The sequence below is a fragment of the Pollutibacter soli genome (genome assembly GCA_029269725.1).
In the GTDB taxonomy this organism is placed as follows: Bacteria; Bacteroidota; Bacteroidia; order Chitinophagales; family Chitinophagaceae; genus Pollutibacter; species Pollutibacter soli.
Genome location: JARJHS010000003.1, coordinates 127,540 through 153,684, shown reverse-complemented (window position 1 = coordinate 153,684; position 26,145 = coordinate 127,540). Strand labels below are relative to the sequence as shown.

23 protein-coding genes and 1 riboswitch are annotated in these 26,145 nt (G+C 42.4%); of the genes, 19 read left to right on the top strand and 4 right to left on the bottom strand.

From position 1 onward, the window contains the following. The first annotated feature begins 34 nt into the window (after positions 1-34). The gene (locus P2W82_RS09055) at positions 35-457 is read left to right on the top strand and encodes an energy transducer TonB (protein ID WP_336515553.1); all 423 of its coding nucleotides are present in this window, start codon (positions 35-37) and stop codon (positions 455-457) included. A 15-nt stretch (positions 458-472) separates the two neighbouring features. Then, positions 473-955 (top strand): SRPBCC family protein, encoded by a 483-nt coding sequence (locus P2W82_RS09050; protein ID WP_336515552.1) that lies wholly within the window; start codon positions 473-475, stop codon positions 953-955. Between the two features lie 398 nt (positions 956-1,353). On the opposite strand, the gene P2W82_RS09045 is transcribed toward P2W82_RS09050, so the two are convergent. Continuing rightward, positions 1,354-1,905, bottom strand: coding sequence for a DNA-3-methyladenine glycosylase I (locus tag P2W82_RS09045; protein ID WP_336515551.1), 552 nt, complete (start codon positions 1,903-1,905; stop codon positions 1,354-1,356). A 167-nt stretch (positions 1,906-2,072) separates the two neighbouring features. Here P2W82_RS09045 and P2W82_RS09040 point away from each other — a divergent pair, with 167 nt between their 5' ends. Beyond that, on the top strand, positions 2,073-3,035 hold the full coding sequence (locus tag P2W82_RS09040) for an alpha/beta hydrolase (RefSeq protein ID WP_336515550.1): 963 nt from the start codon (positions 2,073-2,075) through the stop codon (positions 3,033-3,035). Between the two features lie 75 nt (positions 3,036-3,110). Continuing rightward, on the top strand, positions 3,111-4,700 hold the full coding sequence (locus P2W82_RS09035) for an amidohydrolase (RefSeq protein WP_336515549.1): 1,590 nt from the start codon (positions 3,111-3,113) through the stop codon (positions 4,698-4,700). Positions 4,701-4,744: 44 nt separating this feature from the next. Here the strand turns inward: P2W82_RS09035 and P2W82_RS09030 are convergent, their stop codons facing one another. Continuing rightward, the gene (locus P2W82_RS09030; RefSeq protein WP_336515548.1) at positions 4,745-5,692 is read right to left on the bottom strand and encodes a c-type cytochrome; all 948 of its coding nucleotides are present in this window, start codon (positions 5,690-5,692) and stop codon (positions 4,745-4,747) included. 257 nt (positions 5,693-5,949) lie between these two features. Here P2W82_RS09030 and P2W82_RS09025 point away from each other — a divergent pair, with 257 nt between their 5' ends. The 6 genes from P2W82_RS09025 to P2W82_RS09000 all read left to right on the top strand — a co-directional run bounded on the left by P2W82_RS09025 (position 5,950) and on the right by P2W82_RS09000 (position 14,296). Next, entirely contained in the window at positions 5,950-6,945 is a 996-nt protein-coding gene (locus P2W82_RS09025) for a DUF6242 domain-containing protein (RefSeq protein WP_336515547.1), read from the top strand. Positions 6,946-7,132: 187 nt separating this feature from the next. Continuing rightward, positions 7,133-8,734, top strand: coding sequence for a sensor histidine kinase (locus tag P2W82_RS09020; protein WP_336515546.1), 1,602 nt, complete (start codon positions 7,133-7,135; stop codon positions 8,732-8,734). A gap of 63 nt (positions 8,735-8,797) precedes the next feature. Further along, positions 8,798-10,096, top strand: a complete 1,299-nt coding sequence (locus tag P2W82_RS09015) for a PQQ-dependent sugar dehydrogenase (protein WP_336515545.1) — start codon at positions 8,798-8,800, stop codon at positions 10,094-10,096. Between the two features lie 57 nt (positions 10,097-10,153). After that, complete coding sequence (locus P2W82_RS09010) at positions 10,154-10,741, top strand: NADPH-dependent FMN reductase (protein WP_336515544.1); 588 nt, start codon at positions 10,154-10,156, stop codon at positions 10,739-10,741. A gap of 228 nt (positions 10,742-10,969) precedes the next feature. Further along, entirely contained in the window at positions 10,970-12,139 is a 1,170-nt protein-coding gene (locus tag P2W82_RS09005; RefSeq protein ID WP_336515543.1) for an acetyltransferase domain-containing protein, read from the top strand. A gap of 6 nt (positions 12,140-12,145) precedes the next feature. Beyond that, the gene (locus tag P2W82_RS09000; RefSeq protein WP_336515542.1) at positions 12,146-14,296 is read left to right on the top strand and encodes an alpha-amylase family protein; all 2,151 of its coding nucleotides are present in this window, start codon (positions 12,146-12,148) and stop codon (positions 14,294-14,296) included. A gap of 47 nt (positions 14,297-14,343) precedes the next feature. Here the strand turns inward: P2W82_RS09000 and P2W82_RS08995 are convergent, their stop codons facing one another. Then, entirely contained in the window at positions 14,344-16,203 is a 1,860-nt protein-coding gene (locus tag P2W82_RS08995) for a UbiD family decarboxylase (RefSeq protein ID WP_336515541.1), read from the bottom strand. 418 nt (positions 16,204-16,621) lie between these two features. Between P2W82_RS08995 and P2W82_RS08990 the strand changes: the two genes are divergently transcribed. Further along, the gene (locus tag P2W82_RS08990) at positions 16,622-17,824 is read left to right on the top strand and encodes a formylglycine-generating enzyme family protein (protein ID WP_336515540.1); all 1,203 of its coding nucleotides are present in this window, start codon (positions 16,622-16,624) and stop codon (positions 17,822-17,824) included. A gap of 27 nt (positions 17,825-17,851) precedes the next feature. Next, entirely contained in the window at positions 17,852-18,349 is a 498-nt protein-coding gene (locus P2W82_RS08985) for a DUF4251 domain-containing protein (RefSeq protein ID WP_336515539.1), read from the top strand. 325 nt (positions 18,350-18,674) lie between these two features. On the opposite strand, the gene P2W82_RS08980 is transcribed toward P2W82_RS08985, so the two are convergent. Beyond that, positions 18,675-19,658, bottom strand: coding sequence for an aldo/keto reductase (locus tag P2W82_RS08980; RefSeq protein ID WP_336515538.1), 984 nt, complete (start codon positions 19,656-19,658; stop codon positions 18,675-18,677). 155 nt (positions 19,659-19,813) lie between these two features. Here P2W82_RS08980 and P2W82_RS08975 point away from each other — a divergent pair, with 155 nt between their 5' ends. The 7 genes from P2W82_RS08975 to P2W82_RS08945 all read left to right on the top strand — a co-directional run bounded on the left by P2W82_RS08975 (position 19,814) and on the right by P2W82_RS08945 (position 26,089). Next, positions 19,814-20,734 (top strand): polyketide cyclase, encoded by a 921-nt coding sequence (locus tag P2W82_RS08975; RefSeq protein WP_336515537.1) that lies wholly within the window; start codon positions 19,814-19,816, stop codon positions 20,732-20,734. Positions 20,735-20,878: 144 nt separating this feature from the next. Then, positions 20,879-21,127 carry a hypothetical protein gene (locus P2W82_RS08970; protein ID WP_336515536.1) on the top strand — a complete coding sequence of 83 codons (249 nt, stop codon included), beginning with the start codon at positions 20,879-20,881 and terminating at the stop codon, positions 21,125-21,127. 195 nt (positions 21,128-21,322) lie between these two features. Next, the gene (locus P2W82_RS08965) at positions 21,323-21,937 is read left to right on the top strand and encodes a hypothetical protein (RefSeq protein WP_336515535.1); all 615 of its coding nucleotides are present in this window, start codon (positions 21,323-21,325) and stop codon (positions 21,935-21,937) included. A gap of 112 nt (positions 21,938-22,049) precedes the next feature. Beyond that, positions 22,050-22,787, top strand: coding sequence for a 3-deoxy-manno-octulosonate cytidylyltransferase (kdsB, locus tag P2W82_RS08960; RefSeq protein ID WP_336515534.1), 738 nt, complete (start codon positions 22,050-22,052; stop codon positions 22,785-22,787). A gap of 129 nt (positions 22,788-22,916) precedes the next feature. Then, positions 22,917-23,369 (top strand): hypothetical protein, encoded by a 453-nt coding sequence (locus P2W82_RS08955; RefSeq protein ID WP_336515533.1) that lies wholly within the window; start codon positions 22,917-22,919, stop codon positions 23,367-23,369. 160 nt (positions 23,370-23,529) lie between these two features. Further along, positions 23,530-24,573 (top strand): flavin reductase family protein, encoded by a 1,044-nt coding sequence (locus tag P2W82_RS08950; RefSeq protein ID WP_336515532.1) that lies wholly within the window; start codon positions 23,530-23,532, stop codon positions 24,571-24,573. Between the two features lie 138 nt (positions 24,574-24,711). Beyond that, positions 24,712-24,807, bottom strand: a riboswitch (TPP riboswitch). A gap of 313 nt (positions 24,808-25,120) precedes the next feature. Beyond that, positions 25,121-26,089: a hypothetical protein gene (locus tag P2W82_RS08945; RefSeq protein ID WP_336515531.1), complete on the top strand. Its 969-nt coding sequence runs from the start codon at positions 25,121-25,123 to the stop codon at positions 26,087-26,089. Positions 26,090-26,145 lie beyond the last annotated feature (56 nt).

The window sequence follows — 26,145 nt, the reverse complement described above, 5'->3', positions numbered from 1 at the left end:
GAAATTGACCAGGAGGAGATCATATCAAACAGATATGAGACAAATTCTGATCATCTACTTTTTATCGATTTTGGTATATTTCCCGCATGAAGTAATTGCTCAAACAGATTCATCCGAAATGAATTTTTTACCATGCTGCATGGAGACACCTGTCGGGTACCCGGGTGGTATTAAAAATTTCAAAAAATTTATCCATAAAAATATAAGGCCGGTTGCTTATAGCAGGAATAAAACGTTCAGGGTATTATTAAAAATCAATGTTGACAGTTCCGGAACTGTTAATGAGGTTACCGTTGTTAATTCTGCAAGTGATGAAATAGATTACGAAGCAATTCGATTGATCCGATCATCAGGTTCATGGATTTCAGCTACTGCTTGCCTGAAGAAGGTTTCGCAAACAATCCGGCTACCTTTGGTTTTTACCTCACGGCGTTTCAGGCTATTTTTGAAACTCTGATCCGGAAAATTATATATGCCTTTAATACAACTGGACACTAAAATCAATGCACCAATCGAACCCTGTTTCAATCTTTCCCTGGACGTCAGTGTCCACACGGGTTCTATGAAACATACCGATGAAAAAATAGTGGGAGGGCGGTTGTCCGACATCTGTGAAGCTGGTGACACCATAACGTGGGAAGCAGTGCATTTCGGAACCCGGCAGCGGTTGACTGTAAAAGTTCTGTCTGTTGATTTTCCCCACTTCTTTGAAGATATGATGCTGAAAGGTGCTTTTGCTTCCATGCATCACAAACATTTTTTTCAGGAAGAAAATGGATATACAATCATGCGTGATGAGTTTAATTATGTTTCGCCGTTAGGAGTGTTGGGTAGGTTGGCGGATAGGGTGTTTCTGGAAAAGTATATGAGGAAGTTGTTGATGGAGAGGAATAAATTTATAAAAGAGGCTGCAGAAAATCAGGCCTTCGGACTTGAAGAGGGCGCAGATGATTAATTGAGGATTGAGAAAAAAGCCTTCGGCTTTGGTGAACAGCCATAACGCGGAGTGCGCGGAGAAATACACGCGGAGGTCGCGGAGAACGTTATTGATAGTTAATTTTAAAAGAATTTCATGAATGCTTTTTCCAAACATTCTCTCTTCAACTTTGACAAGAAAAGCCTTCGGCTTTGGTAAACAGCCATAACGCGGAGTGCGCGGAGAAATACACGCGGAGGTCGCGGAGAACGTTATTGATAGTTAATTTTAAAGGAATTTCATGAATGCTTTTTTCTAACACTCTCTCTTCATCTTTGACAAGAAAAGCCTTCGGCTTGCTTTAACAGCCTTAACGCAGAGTGCGCGGAGAAATACACGCGGAGGAGGATGAACTTGGATCTTAGAACCTTCAACTTTCAACCGTTCACCCTCCAAAAAGGTTTTTCCTTCAGCACTTTCTTATACACCGGGCAGTCTTCATCATGTGCGCCGGGAAGATACCCTGCACTCATGAGAAACTCATTCACAATCTCACCACCGGTAAACCGGAACGTCTTCTTAAATAATTTCACCCATTCCTCTTTTGTTTTCGGATGATGCTGTTGAAGCCATTGTTGAAACGATCCGGATTCTTTCTGTATGGCTAAAATTGTCTTTGCATTTTCAATCGCAGCATTTATTTTCAACCTGTTCCTGATGATACCTGCATCTTCCATCAAACGTCCTCGATCTTTTTCACTGTATCCCGCAACTTTTTTTATATCGAAATGGTGATAGGCCTTCCTGAAGGACGCTTCTTTTTTTAAAATGGTTTCCCAACTTAATCCGGCTTGGTTGATTTCAAGAATCAGTCTTCCAAACAATTCATTGTCGTCATGAATCGGAAAGCCATACAACTTGTCATGATAGGCTTTGTGTAAGGCTTTTCTTTCATCATTCATCGTAAGTATTGCTCTGCAGTAAGACATTTTTACAATTCAGTTTTTGTTTTCAAAAAATGGAGTTGAAAGATAACGAAACATTCCATCAGCATCATCCCTGATCTTTCCAATCGTCATTTTTTGAATTATTTTACTTCGGCATCCCCAATGTTTTTAATTCAAACTGAATTACATTTACCCGCTTAGAAAACAATATGAATTTCCCTTACAAGATCGCAGACGAACTCGTTCCGGTTCTCGAACAATTCAATAGCCGGCCCAGGCCTGCGCCCGGAACTCCTTTGCAGGATGTCTTTCGTGCGCAAATGCTCGCCAGTGCACAGCGAAATAAAATTCAATCAGATTCGGTTGTACGTGTACGTGATGAATATGTTATCGATACCAATGGCCAGGAAATTCAGCTTCGTGTTTATAGTCCGGAAGTTTCTGCTGGCGCACGTCCCTGCCTTTACTGGATGCATGGCGGTGGAACGATCAGCGGGTTACCTGAGCAGAATGATCCCGCAATGCACGATATTGTTCAATCTGTGAACTGTGTGGTGATTTCCGTTAATTATCGGCTTGCTCCCGAACATCCGTATCCTGTTCCATTAAATGATTGTTTTGAGGGGTTGAAGTACATCGCCAATAATGCAGAAAAATTCAGTATTGATCCAAAGAGAATCGCAGTCGGCGGAAGCAGTGCAGGCGGGTTACTGGCTACTTCCTGCGCAATGATGGCGAGAAATATGGGAAAGCCAAATATTGTCCATCAGTCTCTCGCCTACCCCATGCTCGATAATCGAAATGAAACGGATAGCAGTAAGCAGATTTTGAATATCGGTGTCTGGGACAGGGATATGAATATCTTCGCATGGCAGGCTTACCTGAGAGATGTAACAGGAGATATTCCTGATCTCGCAGTACCAGCATTGGCAAAGGATTTATCAGGATTGGCTCCAGCCTTTCTTGCGGTGGGAACGATGGATGTAATGCGCGATGAAACGATTGAGTATGCACAAAAACTGGTAGCCGCCGGCGTTAGAACGGAACTGCATTTGTATCCAGGCATGGTACATGTTTTTGATTCGCTGGTACCTCATTCTGAAGCTTCTATCGATTTTATATCTGCAAGAATCGATGCGCTGAAAAGAGCGTTTTCAAAAAACGCGATCTGATATAAAATGTTTCAACTTTTACAGCAATTGATTTTGTTTTAACTATGAATTTCTGATCATCACAATCACTGATCTATGAAAAGCTTTCTGTTATTTCTAGTGGTTATTATATCGGTTCCTCCAATATTTATTTCCTGCTCAGCCCATAAGGCCGATATTATAATGACCAACGGAAAAATATTTACTTCGGATACTAATCAGTTATATGTAGAGGCCATTGCAATTCAAGGGGATTCTATCATTGCCGTAGGAACAAATGCCGAAATAGAGAAGCTCGCTTCAACAGAAACAAAGAAGATTGATCTCGATGGAAAAACCGTCGTCCCAGGGTTTAACGACGCGCATGATCATCCCGGATGGATGCCTCCTTCAGCAAACGCATACGTGGTGGAGTTTACAGTTCCGGGCCCGGATAAAAAATCCGTACTGGATTCCATAGCGCGGATTATGCAGCATGCAAAACCCGGGGAATGGATCACCGGTGGAATTGGATTGAATGTTTTATATGATGTTACAATAAGAAAATCATTGGATAGTCTTTGTCCTGAAAACCTGGTTCAGTTGCAGGCATTGTGGGGCCATGGTGCTGTCGTGAACAGTAGCGCCATGAAAAAACTGGGCATTAGTGATGGTGATCCGGATCCTTTAGGCGGATGGTATGTCCGTGACAGGATTTCGGGAAAACTAACAGGTGCTCTTTATGAATATGCACAATGGCCGGCATGGCAGTTGATAAGTAAAGTGAATCATGAAGGTGTCATCAAGAGTTTATCAGGGTTATCCGATTTGCAGTTATCAAAAGGAATAACCTCTGTGCAATACATGAGTTTTGATTTTCCAGGAAGTGGATCTGATGCATTTTCAAAAGCAAAGCTTTTACAACGCATCAGGATCATTCCATTTCCCGGGCACAAAAATGGAGCGAGAGACTTATCACCCTGGCAGCACGTCAATCGTAATCCGGCGCCAAACATCTATGTGTCAGGTGTGAAATATATTCTGGACGGAACACCTTTTGAGCAATCGGCGATGAACAGAAAACCTTATCCGGGAAACAATAACTGGTTTGGCCGTTTGAATTTCCCGATCGACACGATGAAACAAATTCTGCAAACTGCCTATAATAGTGATGAACAACTGCTGATGCATATTGTTGGTGACAGTACAATGCATATCGTCTTAAAGATGATGAAAGGGATCGGAAAAGATGAAGTATGGCGTACAAAAAGAATCCGGTTTGAACATAATTCCACTTCTGATGCTACAGATGAAGATATCCGTATGATCAGTGAAATGGGAATCATCATTGCCCATACCCCGAAGTACAATCATTCTTCAAAATTAAAATCTCTCATGAGCAAAGGAATAACCGTATCCATATCGCCGGATGGTACAGATAATCCTTTTGTTGATGTAATGATGATTACAAATCAAATGGTGAATCCAGATGAAAATGTCAGCATTGAAGAAGCCGTGATTGCTTATACGCGAAACAATGCATGGGCTGAATTCATGGAAAACAAAAAAGGCACACTTATGCCCGGAAAACTGGCGGACCTGGCTGTACTGTCACAGGACATCTTTACAATTCCGAAAGATAAACTTCCTGTAACGAACAGTGTGCTAACGATGGTGGGCGGAAAAATCGTTTACGACAAACGCTGAACGGAGATCGTCCAGCGCTTATCGTTTCGTTCCTCAACTGATTTTTATTTTCCTTTTGCCGGAGTTACAATTTTTGCAGCAGGTACTGTTTGCAGGTAATTATATATTGCTGTAAGTTCATCGTTTGTCATCCTGTTATAAGATTCCCAGGGCATATGTGAGAATTCAATTTTCTTTCCTTCCCTGAAACGACCAATGAATTTTTCTTTTGACCATCCGAAAATTCGGCTACTGCTGTCCGTTGTCAGGTTAGGAGGTGCGAGCTCCAGCTCTTTTTCGCCCATCGGATTTCCACCGGCAAGTAATGGGCCTGTATATTCTCCGGACAATTGACGTTGAGTATGACAGCCGCGGCAATTCGCTACACTGAAAACAAGATACTTGCCATAGGCTGCTGTTGTATCTGGTTTTACAGAAACAGGGACAGGTTCTGTCGGCCCAACAGGTTTTACCATGAACGCCCTGATTGATTGTCCTAATGCATTTAACTGGTGATCGGGAACCTGATTTTTTACAGGTGCGGTTGATCTCAGGTAGGAAATGATCGCCCGAAGATCTTCATCACTCGTATGTTGGAAAGGCATGAAATTGAAAACAGCATCACCATTGGCATGTACACCATAACGAAGCACACGCGCCAGTTCCGGATCGGTTCTTTTGCCAATTCCTGTTTCGATATCAGGTGTGATGTTTTTCGCATACACGTTGCCGAGTGGAAGTTCAAACGCATATCCTCCGCTCAGTGGAACATCTTTTCCCAGTTTCATCATCGAATCCTGGTTGCCGTTTCCATGACAATCGACGCAATGCGCAGCGCTGATCACCAGGTGTCTTCCACGTGCAATAACAGCACTGTCTTTCGAGGCATGGATATCAGGATATGGCGCATCAAATTTCAGGTGTTGTCTCAGAGGTACAGCAATACATATGGCACATATAATGAGCAGCAGACTAAGTCCTGTCCATTTTACTATTCTGATAATCTTTTTCATGATCTTATTATTACAGTTTTGGTTCTTTTTCCTGCTGATGTAAAATTGATCATGCTTATCCGTAAGTAAAATGTGATAAGGAATGAAATGGTAATATGAGTGTATGAAATGCGGCAGCGCGAGAAGAAAAAAACATCCTGCCACGGGAAAAAGCACTTGTTTTTTAAAGATTTAACTTCAAACTTTGTGAAAGTCACCAGGTATCCGATACTTGCAAGTATCGGATACCTGGCGGAAATCGGCTAAAACAGATGATTATGTCACACTTAGGCAAAATGCTGTTGTATTCGATCCTGTTTACATCCTGCGCGAATCCTGACCGGAATTCATCTGTAGCTATTGTACCGGTCACCGAGCAATATCAATGGGTTAAACTCACCGATAGTGCACTGTTTTCCAAGAGTTATAATTTTCAGCTTTTCTCGATAAGGGATACGCTGTGGGCTTTTCATCCGGAAGGAAATTTTTATTCCATTGACGGAAGCGTCTGGAAAAAGTCAGCTTTATCCAACAGTATATATAATCTTGCTTTTCTTGACTATGTAATTTTCAGGAATGCTGTATATGGATTGGGTCATTTCGAAGGCAATATTGAAAAATTCAGTTTTACTCCACAGATTACCAGGACGACTGATCTGAAAAGCTGGCAAACACTTACAACAAAAAGCAATCTGCCGGATCGATTCTTTTATCATCCTTTTGATTTTCAAAACAAACTCTGGATCATTGGCGGGATGAATAAGGATATGTCCTTTTCGGATATATGGAATTCACAGGATGCAATTCACTGGACCAAGGTTAAAGACAATCTGCCTTTCGGAAAAAGAGATCAGAGCAACATCATATTTTTTAAGAACAGACTTTTTCTTCTGAATAATGATGTCTGGTCTTCAGAGAATGGGATCGATTGGATCCGGGAGACTGCTGAAATGGTAAAAGGAGAAGAAATATTCGGTTATGCGCCCGTGGTATATGATGACAGGATATGGCTGCTGGGATGCAACCGTAATGGAAAATTCAATAGTAAAGTATTGAGCAGCAGCGATGGAAAAAACTGGACAGAATCGGATGCGCCCTGGAGTCCACGTGGAGGCATTGCTGCATGTGTACATCGAGGCAGGGTCATTATGACGGGAGGAAAATATGGCGGGCAGGATATATCTCATCCGGCATTTGAATACAGTAATGATGTATGGAGTATGGAAAAGGTTTCGGTCGCAGATATTGGTAACAGGCCTGTTGCAAAGAACTGATTTATGCAATTTCCCGGACCATGGTATGAATTTTGAATCACTCATTAGTTAATCTCACCGATTCATAATAGTGTCTATCTTTCATTGCATCAGAAATAAAAATGATGTTATGACGTATATTTACTGTTCGCTTGAGCCCGATAATCTTAAAAATTGATTCCGGGTTTCAGGATATCTAATATTCGATATGTCGAAACAGGATACAGGCGTTCCAAAAGAAGTTAAGTTCGGTTCTGCTGAATGGTATCGCAGTGTAGTTGATTCTGCAAATATTGGAATTTACGAAGTGGATCTCCTGTCGAATGAGATCAATTACTCTCACCAGTTTGCCGCTTGTTTCGGCCTTAGTGGTAATCATCTTAAGTTTGAAAATTTTCTTTCACTGTTATTGCCTGAGGACACTGCCATCAGAGATGAGGCGCATAGGATCAGCAAAGAAACAGGACATCTCGCCTATGAAGCCCGCTTTCGATGGAAAGATGGCTCTGTACATTGGTTACGTTTCAGCGGAACGGTTACTTACAATAAAGAAAAAATACCAGTTCGTCTGTTTGGCACTGCGATCGATATTACAGAGCAGCGTATGGCTATTTCCGTACAGTCGAAAAAGCTGGAAGAAGGTTCCCGTTTCATCAATAAGCTTGATCAGGAACTGCACCGGAGTGAAGAACGATACCTCAGGATGATCGCCGAAGTAAAGGATTACGCTTTCATTTTACTTGACCTCGATGGCACGATCATCAACTGGAACCAGGGTGCCGCAAATATTAAAGGCTATAGCGAGTCTGAAATCCTGGGGAAAAATTTCAGGATATTCTATTTGCCGGGTGACCAGGAACAAGGATTACCGGAAAAATTAATCAACCTGGCAAGGACTGAAGGAAGAGCTGCGCATGAAGGATACCGCGTTAGAAAAGACGGAACCAGATTCTGGGGTAGTGTGGTAATAACGGCATTACATAACCAGGCAGGGGAAGTGATTTCTTTTTCTAAAGTGACCCGCGATCTGACAGATAAAAAAAATGCAGAAGACAAACTCAAAAGATATACGGAAGAACTGGAAGTGCGTAATAAGGAGTTGGAGCAATTTGCATATGTAGCTTCTCATGATTTGCAGGAGCCGCTTCGAAAGATCCAGGTATTTACAGGTCTGTTGAAAAAGAACCTCGATGACAAAGAACAGGCGGAAAAATACTTTGAAAAAATTGTCGGTTCAGCCCAGCGCATGTCTGATCTGATCGAGTCAATTTTAAAATACAGCAGGCTTTCGCCTTCAGAAAAAGAGTTTACTTCTGTAGATCTGAATCTTGTACTACATTCCGTAAAGAGTGACCTGGAATTGGTAATCGATGAGACAGAAGCAATAATAGTGTCAGACGAATTGCCCGTGCTCGTAGCTGTTGAGTCGCAGATGCATCAACTGTTTTATAACATCATCAGCAATTCCCTGAAGTTTACGGAAAAAAAGCCGATGATCACCATTCGGTCATCTATCATCGCGGGATCTGGAACCAATGATTATTTCCAGTTTGATCCCGAAATGAAATACGTCGAGATTATTTTTTCCGATAATGGGATTGGGTTCGACAGTGAGGAAGCCGCAAAGATTTTTACCGTCTTTATGCGTCTTCATGGTCAACGTTATGCGGGAAGTGGAATAGGACTGGCATTATGTAAAAAGATCGTCGAAAATCATCACGGATTTATTCGTGCCGAAAGCGCTCCTGGCAATGGAGCCAGCTTCTATGTTTATCTGCCCATTCGGCTGTCGCCCGAATCAGAAAGATAGTTATATTACCCCTCCTGTTTCAATGGCATAATTTTTTAATCTTTCCTGGATAATGCTGTTTTTATGAAACCAGGAATGCTATTTGCCCTATGTGTCGTTGCCTGTATCAGTGTGTCTGCACAAACGGGTGACAGTAAAAATTCTGAAAAACTTCCGGCTCCATACGCCACGAAATCCAAAATGAATTTCAGTAAAGTGGTAGGTTGGAAGAATGGTGCAAAGCCTGTCGCACCTGAAGGGTTTGAGGTAACTGAATATGCGAAAGACCTGAAAAATCCCCGCTGGATATACATTGCGCCCAACGGAGATATGCTGGTTGCTGAATCGAACTCCCATTTTGGTTTATTTAAAAGGATCGGCGGTTTTTTTGTTGGTGCACACAGATCAAATCAAATGAGAAAAAGCGCAGACCGCATTACCCTTATCCGGGATAAAAACAAAGATGGCATTGCGGATGAACGTTTTGTGATGGTTGAAAAACTGAATCAACCGTTTGGTATGCTGGTGATGAACGAATATCTCTATGTTGCCAATACCGATGCAGTAATCCGGTTTCCTTATAAATCAGGAGATACAAAAATCACTGGCAAGGGTGAGAAAATAATTGACCTGCCCGCAAGTAAAATCAACAGGCACTGGACGAGAAATATTATTGCTTCTCCTGATGGTAAAAAAATATACATAGCAGTTGGATCTGGTGATAATCACGGTGAAAAAGGAATGGAGGCAGAAGTCAACCGGGCATGCATACTCGAAATTAATCCCGACGGAAGCGCAATGAGAGTATATGCTTCCGGGCTTCGCAACCCGGTGGGTATGGACTTCGCTCCCGGTACTGAGCAGTTATATACATCTGTAAATGAAAGGGATTTGCTGGGTGATGATCTCGTGCCTGATTATCTCACGAGTGTTAAGGAAAATGGTTTCTATGGATGGCCATATGTTTATTTCGGCAAACATCCCGATCCTCGTGTAACGCAGAATCTGGCTATGGTGGAGAAAACTATCGTGCCGGATGTTCAGCTGGGCTCTCATACAGCTTCACTGGGCCTGCATTTCTATCGTGGAAAAAATTTCCCGGAAAAATATCGCGGCGGAGCATTTGTAGCGCAGCACGGATCCTGGAATCGCTCGGTCCTTTCCGGGTATAAACTTGTTTTTGTTCCTTTTAAAGACGGGAAACCGGCAGGCGAAATGCAGGATTTTCTCACAGGCTTCGTGCAGGATCTGAAAAAAGACAAGGTTCATGGAAGACCGGTATGTGTAAATGAAATGCATGATGGATCTCTTGTGATTACCGATGACAGATGCAATCGTATCTGGAGAGTGGCGTACAAAGGAAGCAGCGTTGCAACACGTTGAACGAACAACGAAAAACGAACAACGAAAAACGTACCTTACACAGCTAAATAATCCGAATTGTACAAACTTATAGTAATCATCTGCAGTACCCGGGAAGGAAGAAAAGGACCGATAGTTGCAGACTGGTTTATTCCACTGGCGAAGGCAAATAAACACTTCATCGTTGAAGTTATCGACCTGAAAGAAGTTAATCTTCCTTTCATGGATGAACCCAATCATCCTCGTCTGAAAAAATATACAAAGAAACATACCTGGGACTGGAGCCGGATCATTGATGAAGCTGATGCATTCATTATGGTACTGCCGGAATACAATTATGGTTATCCGGCAACAATCAAAAATGCAATTGATTATCTCCACCAGGAATGGTTGTACAAGCCGGTAGGGTTCGTTTCTTATGGTGGTATTGCAGCTGGCACGCGTTCAATACAGGCATTGAAACAGGTGCTCACGGCTTTGCAGATGGTGCCATTAATGGAGTCTGTAAATATTCCATTCTTTACAAAATACATTAATGCAGATAATCATTTTGTTGCTACTGAAGAACAAAATCATGCTGCACAGAATTTACTGTTCTCACTTGAAAAGTGGACCGAAACTCTTGCGCCGATGCGGAAGGCCAGATTGCATCCGGAACACAAATGAATTTTTCTCCTCCCTGTCGTGGAAAATACATTTTTGCCGAAACCCGCCAGGTATCCGATACTTGCAAGTATCGGATACCTGGGAGGTTTCACGAATTTCGAGAGTATCATTGAGGAAAACAAGTGAAAAAAACTTTTTATAGATAGTTTTTTCTGATTCCGAAAGAGTAAAATACAGACAATATTCTCACTGATTGCTGATATCGTTGTGCGTGCTTAACTTTAGCGGGTGCAAAAACTTACTGCTTCCCGAAATACAGGAATTGACTTACTTCGCGGTTTTGTGATGATCATCATGGCGCTGGATCACACCCGCGATTTTTTTCATCAGTCAGTTTCTACCACTGATATGCTGAATCCGGCCACCACAACGCCTTTCTTTTTCTTTACAAGATGGATCACACACCTGTGTGCACCGACCTTTGTTTTTCTTTCCGGAGTTTCAGCATATCTCGCTTCGCAAAGAAGGAGTTTAAAAGATGCTATTGCAATGCTGGTGAAACGCGGCCTTTTCCTGGTTTTCGTGGAGATTATTTTTTTCAGTCTTGGACTCAGTTTCAATCCGCTGTATAATTTTATTTTTCTCGAAGTGATCTGGGCGATAGGCGTGAGTCTTATTTTGCTCGCACTATGCATGAAAGTATCAGACAGATTTGTACTCGGCGTTGGAATTATTCTATTTTTCGGACATAACATTCTCGATTATCTTTCTATTTCGAGTGATGGTGTGAGCGGTGCGCTATGGAATATCTTTTTTCTGGCAAAAGGCTCTGTTATTTCCTATGCTCCTGGTAGATTGATACTTATTTTATATGCCATATTGCCATGGACGGGAGTAATGTTTATGGGCTACTCAATAGGTCAATGGTTTGTGAATGGATATCCGCCTGCAAAGAGGATAAAAAATCTGCGTTTACTTGGTGCTGCATTGTTGGTAATGTATATCATTCTTCGCGCAACTAACATGTACGGCAACCCGGTTCCCTGGGAAAATGGAGAGCACCCGATTTTGTCTTTCCTGAACACAGAAAAGTATCCACCTTCGCTGCAGTTTCTCGGAATGACCCTGGGTCCCTCTCTTTTGCTTCTGTCAGTGTTTGAAAATGTGAAGTCCGGTTGGGGTAGGATTGTACAAGTTTACGGCAGGGCACCTCTTTTTTATTTCATCGTTCATTTTTATCTGCTGCATTTCCTTTGTATGATCATGTTTTTTGTATCAGGCCTGCCGCTATCAAAGGCGACTGAAAGTTTTATGCTGTTCCGACCGGAAGAATTCGGTTATAGTCTTCCGGTAGTATACCTGATCTGGGTATTGGTGGTTACTGCTATGTACTTTCCGTGCCGGTGGTTTTACAGGTATAAACAGACGCATACACAGTGGTGGCTGAAATACATTTAAAGATTTATGCTGATGATTTTTAATTTGTTGAAAAGATCAAAGTCGTTCTGGATTACCTTTTTTGTAAGCTGTTGTTGTGTAACGGCAGCGGCGCAGGTAACCGGCATCGATGAATGGAATAAATTTCCCTGGTGGAAGCGGAATAATCTTCGCGTAATACAGGTAAATCTTCCGGATTATGAAGCTGTAAAACTCGACGCAGACTCACTCGTAAAAGATCTTAAATATTTTTCTGCCAACACATTAATCATCAATGCCGGGGGTATAATGGCTTATTACCCGACTAAGCTGGATTTTCACTATAAAAATCCTTATATGCGTCCCAATATGTTGGGTGATGTTGTTGCAAAATGCCACACTGCCGGGATTAAAGTGATTGTGCGATTTGATTTTTCAAGAATACACCAATCGATTTTTCAGAAAAATCCAGACTGGTGTTATATCTCACCAAAAGGCGAGCGGATGATTAACGATGAGATGTATGTGGTGTCGATAAATGCGCCTTATGTGCAGGATCGTGCCTTCCGTATTGTGCAGGAAATGCTGGAAAGTTATCCTGTGGATGGAATTTTTCTGAACATGCCGGGATATCTCGTTAACAATGCCTACGAAGGAAAATATTATGGCATCGATCAGAATGAAGCTGATAAAAGGGCCTTCGCGGAATTTACAGGCGGCTGGGAGCTTCCAAAAGTGGAGGATCGGAAAGATTCTGTGTACCTCAAATATCTTGACTTCAAAGCGGTTACTGGTAAACGGTGGTCGGAAAGATTATACCAGCTTGTCAAGGCAAAAAACAGCCAGATTGCCATTTGTACATACACGGACCAGTTCGTCGATATCATCCGGCATGAGTCGCAGGCGTCATCCACGCTGCCTTACTGGCCGTACGGCGCTTCTGATAATGTTGCCAATGCCATCGGCTCTTATCCTGATCATGTGATCAGTAACGCTTCTATTCAACAGATATCATTTCAATCGCGGTTTGTCGCAGTGGAACCAGGTGAAGTTGCTATTCGTTTTTATGAAAATATCGCAGGTGGCTCTGGCCTCGATCTTAGCCTCATGGGGGATTTAAGAGAATATGAAGACGAAAGAAATTATGATGTCATTAAGAAGATATACACGCATCATAAAAAAAATGAAGAATGGTATGGCAACTATTCTTCGGTGTCAAAAATCCTGGTAATTGCGCCTGGTTCATGGCCTTCCGGTTTGCCTGCGCAGGAGTATCGCGGGATTCAGCTCATGTTGAAGGAAGCACATATTCAATATGATATTATTGAGCAGAAAGAGATTATTAACCGTGCTGATGTTTTAAAAAATTATAAGCTGATCATTCTCCCGGATATCACCGCGCTGAACTCAACGGCTGTTCAGATTTTGAAACGGTCAGCACAGGAAGGGGTAAATATCCTTGCAACAAATAGTACACTTTCTGATGATCAGAAAGGAATGAGTGAATTGTTTTCTGCTTCGGTTGTTAATGGAGATCTTGATGGAACGGGTAATTATATCCAGGTCGATGACCACAAAATTTTTGACAGGTTAAAACAGCAGCAACTAATTTCCTGGAAGTATCGGTTGGGACTGTATGATTTTTCGTTGATGGATGAACGTTATCTTTCGTTGATGAGTAAAGGAAGGCCCGGCCCGCCGGAAATTACCGGGGGTCACGAGCCGATGGGATTTCATGCAGTAGGTTTGAAAAAATATCCGAAGGCCGGAGCCATGTTGTTTCCATCCAACATTGGCCGCGCCTATTTTCAAACAGGTTATGAGCAATACAAGAATTTGTTCCTTGATCTTGTTGAGATCCTGTATCCGCAGATGGATGATCAGATTATCAGTTCTGCGCCAGCAAGAGTAGAATTGGTATTGAAAAATTACCGCAGAAATATTCCATCAAATTTTAAAAATGCCGGATCAGAGGGAATGATCCTTCATTGTATCAACCTGACTGGATTCAGTGGTAACACCTATTTCGATCCATTGCCGGTATACAATCAGCGATTCAGTATTCAGTCTGAATTTAAACCATCATCGGTCAAATTATTAAGCAATAAGAAGCCAGTTGCCTTCACCTACCAACAAGGTCGCGTCAATTTTATCTTGGCGAATTTGAATGATTATGAAGGGGTGATTATACAGAAGTGAGTAACGTTCAACGTATAACGTTTAACGTTGAACCTGAGGTTGAATGCTTATCCAATTCCGGACAAGCTTCCTCTTTTACCAAAAATTTTCTCAATACGTTCTTCTGTTGCCGGATCTTTTTCAAGCGGTGGTGCGTGATGGGGCTTGATTCGCGCATCGATAATGACCGGGCCGTTGGAACCCCAATGTTTGTTTTCGACGAATGCATCGATACCGTGAATATCGTGTGAAGGATTGCTTCTGGTAAATGCTACCCAAAGAAAATTATTAAGATTTGCGGCGGTGAAATCCGCATCATCTACCCAGATCATCAAAGGTAAATTCCGCAGTTGAGGAACGCGGTAGGTTAATGCAACGGTGATTGCACTGATGTCTGCCTGTGTCTGCGTAGGGGAAGTGTATGCTGAACTTTCAAATGCAACAATACCGGGCATGACTAACCGCATCTTTCCGAAAAAGCTGTACTCACCAAGTTCTGCAGGAGTTTCGGTACAAAGATCTCTTAGCGGATCACCATATGCAGCTATTACCACCTTGCTCCCTGTGTTAAGCCCTGTGCCTGAATAATCCAGCGTATCAATGGTAGTTTGGGTATAAAAATGAAAATCTCGTTGGAGATGAACTCGTCTCAATACGTAATCAAAAAACTCCCGGATATTATAGGCTGTTAGTCCGGGTTGATCAGCTGCGGCAATAAAAAGAAATTTCGCGAGACTTAACTGCCCCGTACCTAATATCCGGTTAGCAATGGTCAGCAATTCGGCAGGTTGTTTCGTTTGCTGATAAGGTGTATATCTTTCGCTTCCCACGGCGAGCAGCAAAGGATGTACGCCGGCGGCATCCACAGCATGCACTTCTTTTAACCCGGGAATTTCCTGCGAAATGGCTTCGCCGGTGAGTTCATGGATAAGCGCACCAAAACTGGTGTCTTCCTGTGGTGGTCTTCCTACAACAGTGAAAGGCCAGATGGCATCTTTTCCTGCATAAACTTTATGCACTTTCATTACTGGAAAAGAATGTTGCAGACTGTAATATCCCAGGTGATCCCCGAAAGGACCTTCAGGTTTATTTGAATTCGGGTATACTTCACCGGTAATCACAAAATCAGCGTCCGTGCTCACACAAAATCCATCATCGTAAGTGTATCGGAAACGTCGTCCACCGAGAAGACCTGCAAAGCTCAGTTCCGAAAGTCCTTCGGGCAAAGGCATTACCGCCGCTACTGTATGAGCCGGTGGGCCGCCAACGAAAATGCTCACTTTCAGCGGCTGACCAAGTGCATTTGCTTTTGCCTGGTGTACGCCGATGCCCCTGTGTATCTGGTAATGAAGACCGAGCTCCTCATTCGTTTGATACTCGTTGCCGGTCATTTGGATCCGGTACATACCCAGATTAGAATGCTGGATGCCGGTATTGGAAATATCTTCCGTATACACCTGCGGAAGCGTGATAAAAGCACCTCCATCTTTGGGCCAGTGTTGTACAAGCGGAAGATCGGTTATGCGGACCTGTTGGTACATTACCGGTTTTGACGAAGGATTTTTTAATGGCAATGCTTTCAAAGCTGCGAAGGCAGCTCCGCTGTTTTTAATCGGGTGTTTTATGGCAGACAGCGGATCTTTTCTTAAGGAAATAATTTCCTTAATTTTGTCGATCGTATCCCTGAAAATATAACGGCTGCGATCCAACGTGCCAAAAATATTCGATGCAGCTGCGAACCTGCTTCCTTTTACCTTTTCAAACAGCAATGCCGGGCCGCCCGCTGCATACACGCGCAAGTGAATTGCGGCCATTTCCAGGTGAGGATCGACTTCCTCTTTGATACGAACAAGCAGTTTATTTTTCTCCAGGTCATCAAGGCATTCTCTCAGCGAAGCATAGGCCATAGTAAGTAATTGGATTTTCAAAGATAGGAGATGAAGTACGAAGGCCGAAGTGAACGACATTTTCTATTAAAAAGCCTTCGGTCCGGGGAACTGCTATAACGCGGAGGATGCGGAGAAAAATTAACCGGACAGGGGTCTGTTCAAATCTGATTATGCCTTGCAAAGCTGCGTGAAATGCGACGATCGAAGGGTATGTTTTTGGAAAATTTCTCCGGCAGATCAGCTCTGACTTGCGCGGATAGTATTGCCTCTGTTTAATAATTGATTGCAGGACTTTCCTCCGCACACTCCGGGTGAATTTCTCCGCATCCTCCGCGTTAAGGCTGTTTGTGCCGCCGCAGGCGTAAAAAAAGCTATCACACTCATTAATTCTGCGCCCAACAACTATGAATTATTTGCAATACCGGAAATCCTAACTTTAGCATTTATTATCGGTCGTATGAGCAAAGGAATATTCCATAATTATGTCGCTATATGTCTGCTAGGCATCATCGCCTCCTGCAATAATGAAAACGAAAAACAGCTGCCAGCGGCCGACATTACATCCCAGAGAGTAGATGCCGCCATCTCCTGTACAAAAATGGGAGTACCAATTGTGGACAGCCTGCTGTATGAAAAAGGTGGTGGACGTGATTTCCGGGAAACTGTTCTGGCGAAGGTGGCTGTGCCAATGAATATTCCAGCAGGAATGGTCTTTATTCCCGGTGGAGAGTTCAGCATGGGCGGAATTAACCCCGTTGGAATGCTCGATGGTGGAAAGGAAAACATGAACGATGCGCGGCCTGTACACCGGGTGTATGTGAATCCGTTCCTGATGGATGCCACTGAAGTCACTAACGCCGAATTTGCAGCCTTTGTAAAGGCGACAGGATATAAAACAGTGGCAGAAATAACACCAACGAAAGAAGAGTTTCCTACTGCACCAATAGAAAACCTGGTTGCCGGTTCTGTGGTATTCTCACCACCATCCAGTAAAGTAACGCTTGACGATCATTTTCAATGGTGGAATTATATCCATGGTGCCAGCTGGATGCATCCGTCGGGCCCCAACAGCAATATCCGCGGCATGGATAGTTTTCCCGTGGTACATATCGCCTGGGAAGATGCGATGGCTTATGCGAAATGGGCGGGAAAACGTTTGCCGACAGAAGCCGAATGGGAATTTGCAGCCCGAGGAGGGGCCACCGGTACACTGTATGCATGGGGTAACCTGATGAAACCGGAAAACCGATGGATGGCGAATATTTATGAAGGTGAATTTCCGGTAAAAGATATTGGTCTGGATGGTTATATAGGAATTGCACCTGTGAAAAAATTCCCTGCGAACGGTTACGGCCTGTATGATATAGCAGGCAATGTCTGGGAGTGGTGCGCAGACTGGTATCGTCCTGATTATTACACCAAATTAGCCAATGAAGGTCTTGCAAAAAATCCTCATGGTCCAAATGACTCTTTTGATCCATCAGAGCCGGGCGTTGCAAAAAAAGTTCAGCGGGGCGGATCGTTTTTGTGTACTGATCAATACTGTACCAGGTATATGGTGGGTACACGCGGAAAAGGTGAACCACGTTCGGCAAGCAATCACGTCGGGTTCCGATGCGTGAAAGATTTACCATCAGGTAAAAACCTGGCGTTGAAATAAAATATATTCTTTCAAATCATATAAATAATGAAAAACATTTTTACGAATTCAATGATTCTGATGCTGGTTTTCTGCTGTTTTTCAGATGAGTCTTTTGCTCAGGATAAAGCCGAAAAAACCAGTGAAGTAAAACAAATGATTGACGCAAAAAAGTTTGAGTTTATCGCGCAATCGATGACGCCAACCAGCGGAAGAATGCGACAGCTGACATCTTATTATTCGTTGATTGTTAAACCGGATACATTGAACTCAGATCTTCCGTATGCAGGACGGGCATATTCAGCTCCGATGGATCCTGCTGCTACGGGCGTGAGTTTTATTTCAACGTCCTATGATTATAAAATCACTGATCGCAAAAAAGGCGGATGGGATATTGAGATCAGGCCGAAGGATGTCAATACAGTACAGACAATGCAGCTTACAGTATATGATAACGGCAGCGCCTACCTGCGGGTGCAAAGTAACCAACGGCAACCTATTTCTTATAATGGAACCGTCGGAGCGGTGAAGGAAAAGAAGCAATAGGCAGTAGTCAAAAGTCAAAAAATTTATTGGCGTTTTAAGATACTGTGAAGTTTCTCCTGAATTCAATAGCCCGCACTTCAGCCCGGAAAAAACAGGAATTTGATTCAGGGCATTAGCCTATCCCGAAAACTGATGACAGCACCACCCGTTTAAAACTCAAAATACGCCATGCATGGCGTATCTACGGTTTAAACAACGACAAATTCATTCGTCCTGTTTCTGATTTCTTTCGCAGTTTCTGTTTCTGTTCTCTCATTTTCATGCTTGTCCCTAAAATCTATCACCTCCTGCCTCCCAACTCCTGCTTACTACTTACTACTTAAACTTACTGATCCACCATCTTCATCATCTCCGCCGTATACCTTTCCCCGGTATTCGGAAATTGTTTAAGCACTGTCTCGATCGCTTTTTCTTCTTCCGGTGAAACTTTAATATCAACAGCTACAACATTTTCTTCCAGGTATTTTCTGCGCTTTGTTCCAGGAATAGGAATGATATCTTCTCCCTGTTGTAAAACCCAGGCTAGAGCGAGTTGTGCGGGTGTACAGTTTTTCTGATTTGCAATTGCTGCAAATGCTTTTGCGAGATGCTGATTATTTTCAGCATGCGCTCCCTGGTACCTTGGTAACGAACGACGAAAATCATTTGGCATCAGTAAGCTGGTATCAATGGTATTTGTCACCAAACCTCTTGCCAGAGGACTAAACGGCACAAAACTGACATTCAATTTTCTGCAGGCGGGAAGGACAGTTGCTTCGATATCGCGGCTGAGTAATGAATACTCACTCTGTAAAGCGTGTACCTGGTGAACTTTGCAGGCACGTTCGAGACTTGCTGCCGAAGCTTCTGAAAGACCAAGAAATCTAATTTTTCCTTCTTTCACCAGGTCAGCCATTGCGCCGACAGTTTCCTCCACCGGAACTGCCGGATCAATTCGATGCGCGTAGTACAAATCAATCACATCGGTATTCAATCTGCGCAAGCTTCTTTCCACTGCAACTTTTATATAAGCCGGAGATCCGTCAACACCCGTAAGTTTTGCATCTGTATTCGGCACAAATCCGAATTTGGTTGCTATAAATATTTTTGAGCGATTCGGTTTTAAAACTTTTGCAACCAGCTCTTCGTTTTTTCCGTTTGCATAGATATCTGCTGTGTCCCAGAAATTGATACCTAGTTCAATGGATCGCTCAAGTGTGGCAATGGATTCGGCATCATCCGGCTGACCATAAGCATGGTTCATACCCATACAACCCAAACCTATAGCCGAAAGCTGAACCCCTGTATTTCCCAATTGCCGGTATTGCATATAGTATATTTTAGCGTTAAGAATTCGAATTTATCCTAAAGTTAAGGATCGTTGAGAGTTCGTGTCTTTAATTAATGATCGTGATGTCGCGCCATTCAAAGATGAATCAGTCTAAAAATACTATTTTGGAACCATCTCGATATTGATATTTGCATATGAATCAATTTTTTGAAATTATCAGGCACAGAAGTTTTCGCTGGACGATTATTCTCACACTGGTTTATTTGGGCGTAGGATTTTTATTCCTTAAGCTGGGTCTGGCCGACTATGGATTGATTCTGTTTGTTCTGCTACCTTTTACTCTGGGATTGGTTATCGGTAAAATGGAAAAACAAAAGTGGGCTGCTCTGGGCTTTTTAGTTGGCATCCTGATATTTCTTGGTCTGTTAATTGCGAGTGCCTTGGAAGGACTGATTTGTGTGCTTATGGCAACACCAATTGTAATTCCGCTGGTTTGGCTCGGAACATTTGCCAGCAAAATCCTGACAAGAAAAAGAATTTCTAAATCGCAGGAGAATCTTAACGCATCCTTAATTCCGCTACTGTTTGTGTTGTTGGGCGCGCCGATCGAGAAATTTCTTTTTTTGAATCATCCCCGAAATGAAGAAGTCAGAACAACCAGGATTTACGGATTTCCTCCAGAGATAGTATACGATATGCTGAAATCAATTGACACGCTGGTTGCCGAAAAATCTTTTCTAATGAAGATTGGTTTACCTGTACCTGAAAAATGTACATTGGAGAAAGAAGAAATCGGCGGATTAAGAACATGTCATTTTAATTCCGGCGCTATCACGGAAAAGATTACAGAATTTAAAAGGGGAGAAATTTTAAGAATGAGTGTGATTGATGATACACAAATAGGCCTCACGTGGATCCGATTTAAAGAGGCTGACTATTATTTTGAAGCTGTGAATAACGATAGCTGTAAACTCACAAGATTGACTACTTATTCGTCTGTACTCTCTCCGGAATTTTACTGGGAATTCCTGGAAAAAATGGCTATTGAACAGGAACACAGATACGTGCTTGATAATCTTGCCAATGACCTGCTTAAGAAGTTCGGCGGAAACTAATTTCATCTGAAAGCTTTAATTTTATGAAGAGCATATTTACGGATGGTTTATACAATACGTCAGTCGTAAATCGGCCTTCATACTTACTAACAAAATTCCATTACCCCGACATCTGATAACACACACGACTACCTGGGTTCTGTGATGAAGCTTCTTATAATTTCACTCACTGCAATTATTTTGTTTGCAAGCTTTACAGATGTTCAACATGGTTATCTTGTTCCGGTAGGCTTTCCTGAGAAGTTCCGGGCCGTGATTGCGGGTCTGGTACTGATTAATATTGCTTTCTACTGGATATTGATTGCAGAGATACAAATGAGCAGATCCCTTCGCAGTGGAATTGATGAAAAAAAACAAGAAAAAGCTGGTCACAAAAGTCATCTTTCCATGTGAGCCGGAACCCGGTTTTCCTGGATATGATCATCACAGTCCGGGTAATTTTTCTTATCCTGCCTAATCTCTTTACTTTTACCATTGCCGTTCTCACTTATTTTACAATTCAGGTACAGATCCGACTGGAATAAGTGTTTCTTGAAAAGCAACATGGATTAAAGTACCTGCAGTACAAAAAAGAGTGGGCAGAATGTTATGAATTCAATCTGGATCGGAAGTTTACTCATCAGTTTGTTGCATTCTTTAATTCCTAACCATTGGTTGCCTGTATTGGCCATCGGAAGAAAAGAGAAGTGGTCACGGGGAGATATATTGCAGGTCACGCTGATCTCCGGCCTTGCACATGTGCTCAGTACGATTATCATTGGAATCTTCTTGGGCATTATTGGTGCTGAGCTCAGTATCAGTATCAGTCGTTTTTCGAAAGTCATTGCTCCCTCTTTACTGGTATTACTCGGCCTTTATTTTATCATCCAGCATTATCGCCATCATCATTTTCATGTACACGAGCAGGATATCAGGCAGCGAACCAAAAGCGGAATAATTTTTTCGCTGGTGATCGCCATGTTTCTTTCACCGTGTATGGAAATCGAACCTTATTTTTTACTGGCGGGTACATTGGGTCGTGTCCAGGTGATGCTGATCGCGGCTATATATGCCGTAGTGACGATTGCAGGCATGCTGATCTGGGTGCATTTAGCATATAAGAATATGGTGAAATACAATTGGCATAAACTTGAACACAATGCTGGAATAATAACCGGTTTGATTCTTATTCTCACCGGTTTGATTTCTATGATCTTTTCTTAGATTGTATACCGTTTTTTACAAAAGCTTTTTTTATATCTGAAGGCATATTTATTTCTTTGAGAAATTCTATTCATCTTGCACAGGTTTTAAAGGCGACAACTCATCAAGGCTTATGAAAATTATTGCTATGATACCCGGGCGCATGGCGTCCAGCCGTTTTCCAGGCAAACTGTTGACAAAAATTCATGGTAAGTCCGTTATCAGAATGACTTACGATGCCGCTGTTGATACCGGTTTGTTTGATGATGTTTTTGTGGTATGTGATGGTGAAGAAATTTATAATGAAATTGTGAGCCACGGAGGGAAAGCCATCATCAGCAAAAAAGAACATGAAAGCGGAAGCGATCGGATAGCAGAAGCAGTTCGGGATATGGACGTTGATGTAGTGATCAACGTGCAGGGGGACGCTCCGTTTATCGGAAAGAAATCATTGAGTGATCTTATAGCTGTTTTCAAAAATGATCATGCCAGAGAAATAAAAGTGGCTTCGCTGATGATGGAAATCTACGAGCAGCAATTCATCGATGATCCCAACTATGTAAAGGTGGTGGTTGACCTCAATAGTAATTCACTCCTGTTTTCAAGAGAGCCGATTCCATACGTGCGCGATAAAAATGTGGCCGCGAAACATTTCAAACATATCGGCGTGTACGCCTATCGGAAAGAGATATTACTGGAGTTTACTACCTGGGAAATGACTCCGCTGGAACAGGCGGAAAAAATTGAATGCCTCCGTTATCTCGAGCATGGCATCCCATTGAAAATGGTTCCGACCCATTATGATGGAGTAGAGATCGATGCACCTGAAGACCTGGAGAGAGCAATTGACTATATAAATTCACTTCAGTAATTATTTGCATATCACCACATTTAACATTTTCTCTTATTTATTTTAAGAAATTATTTGATTTCGGTTATGTTTCTTTGTTAGTTCCGGCAAATCATTTGCTTACTTATAAACCCATTCAAAAATAAATTCATGAAAAGCTATTTCTTTCGTATCCTGGTGTTGGCGTTCATTGCAGCTGGTGTACCGGCAATTACCAACGCACAGATCGTAAATATTCCTGAAAAATCCAGGACAGATTTTGAAAGCCGCTATCCTGATGCCACAGATGTGGAATGGACAAACAATGTTGCCAGGTACACAGTTAAGTTTACCATCGATAACGAAACTTACAAGACTCATTATTATGTGAACGGCAGCTGGCATTATACTGAGAAATTCATTGATAAGGAAGATCTGCCGAAAGCCGTACTCGCCTCTTATGAAAAGAGCAGGATCGCTGACTGGGAATATCTGTCCAGCGCCTGGGTGGAAAATAAGTATAATGAAAAAGGTTACCGGATTGAAGCGAAGCGAGGTATCGAGAAGAAGTACATCTACTTCGATGAAAACGGAAAGGAACTGAGATCTGCGATGGGAATCTGAGGAAGGTGCGAAGTACCATGTATGAATATTCAGAAGTCTTTCGTGAAGGATTAAAAGTTTCATTTTAGCGTAAGATATCTGTCAGGGCAGCTCCCATCAACCGGGGCTGTTTTATTTTTGACCGGGATGATTTAGTATTGCTGCTGAATCAGACTTAACATTGAAACCCGGATCAGATTATATTTCTCTCACCGTACATGGCGTCCGGCACCTGTTACCGGATTTCTGCCTGGTAAGTTTTGAGAAGAACCATCACATTAAATATCATCCCGGTCAGTACCTTACACTTGTTTTCAAAGATGAACATGCAGAAATAAGAAGGTCGTATTCGATCGTATCAGTACCTGGCATTGATGAAATGCTGACGATCGGTGTAAAGAGAAAACCCAATGGAATTGTATCGCGGATATTGGTTGATCACACAGCGGCCGGTGATCAGCTCCTGACAATCGGGGCTGCCGGCATGTTTGTATTGCCTCCCGAAGAAAGTAAGATAAACCAGCTTGTTTTCTTTGCCGCGGGAAGCGGCATTACACCCATATATTCACTTATAAGGGCTGCTTTGCTGCGCTTTCCTGAAACAAAAATAAAATTGTTATACAGCAACAGGTCATTGGGTTCAACAGCTTTTCATTCGGAGTTGCTTACGCTGGATTCAGATTTTCCCCAGGTAGAACTCGTATTATTTTTCAGTGATGCCGCGGATATCAGCGGATCGAGATTGAACCGGGAACAGTTATTAAAATTGTTAAGGCACGGGTTAGAAGAACCTGCAGAAAGCAACCTGTTTTACATCTGCGGGCCGGAATCTTACATGTTCCGAATAACAACGATTTTGCAGGAGCAGGGAATTCCTGCTGACCAGATACGTAAAGAAAATTTTGTAATTCCTCTACCGTCATCTGTCACACCTGAGCCACCGGATAAAAATAGTCATATTGTGGAGATCATCAGGTCGAACTCACGGTATAGGGTACCTGTCCATTTCCCCGATTCAATTTTGAAAGCTGCGCGAAAGGAAGGAATCGTATTACCTTACAGTTGCGAAACTGGTCGATGCGGAAATTGTGTTGCACATTGCATTAAGGGTGGAATATGGCACAGCAATAACGAGGTGTTGACGGATGCAGATTTATTAAAAGGACTGGTACTTACCTGCACGGGACATCCGGTATTTGAAGATGCCATAATTAAAGTTGATTAGCTGAAAATATTAGTCCCGGTGATTCCGGGACAATATTGGTGAGGTTTCTTATAAGAGGCATTTTTCCAGGGTTATCAACGACTGGATAGATGGGAGAATCAGTGATAAAAAAAGACTCCGGTTGTTGTGCCGGAGCCTCCGTAGTTTCTTTTCTTTTCCTACGCTGGCATTACCCAGATCAGGTATTAAGAGTGTGTTCTCAGATCCTTTTCAGAACCACCTCTATTCAAGAAACTTAATTACCAATTACACTGAAATTTTCGTGCCAGATTTTTTTCGCCTGAAGACTTCCGGAAATAAAATCGGTCGCAGGAATTATTTCTACATCGTTTGTTTCTGATAGCTCTTTTCAACCTTCCGGAATATCTTTCAAAGTACTTCTTTTTCGATTTAGCAATTATGTGAAGTGTGATAAAAACTTTGGTTATAAATTTCTACACAAAAAATATTTCTCTGAGATCATAATTAAATAACAGAAGTGGCGCGGGGTTTGGTATACTTTTTAAGAATGATTTAGGTATAAAACATGAACAATAAAAAAACTACCATGAAAAGACTATTCACAACCACACTGGTTGCCGGACTCTCTTTAGCCTTTGTACTACCCAGTTGCGTATCGAGTAAAAAATACAAGACATCTCAGAGTGAGTTAGCGACATCAAGAGCGACAGTTGAAACATTAAGAAGCGACAGCGCACGATTAGCCACTGAATCTTCAAATCTGCAGCAGAAAGTATCGAGCCTGGAAACAACGAATTCCAGCATGAAAACTTCACTGGACAGCCTGAACAATTATATTAGCCAGCAGAAGCCTAATATGGACTACCAGGCATATTTCACAGCACGCCAGGAAGCAGGTACCCAGATGCAACAGACATTGGCTACCGATCTTTCCGGAGCAGGTTTAACTTCAGCAGACATTGAACACACTAACGGAACTGTTTCTGTTTCTTTGGATGAAAAGAAATTTTTCTCCGGTGGTTCAACTACACTGAACTCCAATGGTAAAAAAGTCGTTAAACAAATTGCCAGCACAGTAAAATCGCAGGCTGACTATAAGGTTGGTGTAATGCCTGCTACAGTTGGAATGCCTGAGTCTTCTGATGCATCAATGGATAACAATTCATCAGCGAACAACAGCAATGTAAGTGCTGATGCAAATGCAAACCATGATGCTACTGCTTCATCTTCAACCGGCACAGCAAAAAAATCTACTGCTGCGAAAAAATCCGGCAAGAGTTATGCGGCTAAAAAACGCTATACTTCTGAAGGCGGAAGAACTGTATCAAACAAGGCAAAACCACGTAAAAGCACCGGTGCTTCAATGGCTGTTCGTTCACAGCGCGCTGCCAATGTAGCAAAAACATTGCTGACTGAAGGTGTTGAAGAAGTAAGCGTAACTTTGAAAAAAGATACTAAAACCAAGAGCTCGGGCTCACAGAAAGACGCTATTAAAGTGGTGATTTCACCAGATAACAGCAAAATGGATCAGCCTAAAGAAACTGCAAAAAATTAAGGGTCCTGCTGATCGGAAAAAAAAGAAGAGATTAAAGAGTTCTGTTGCATCCGATA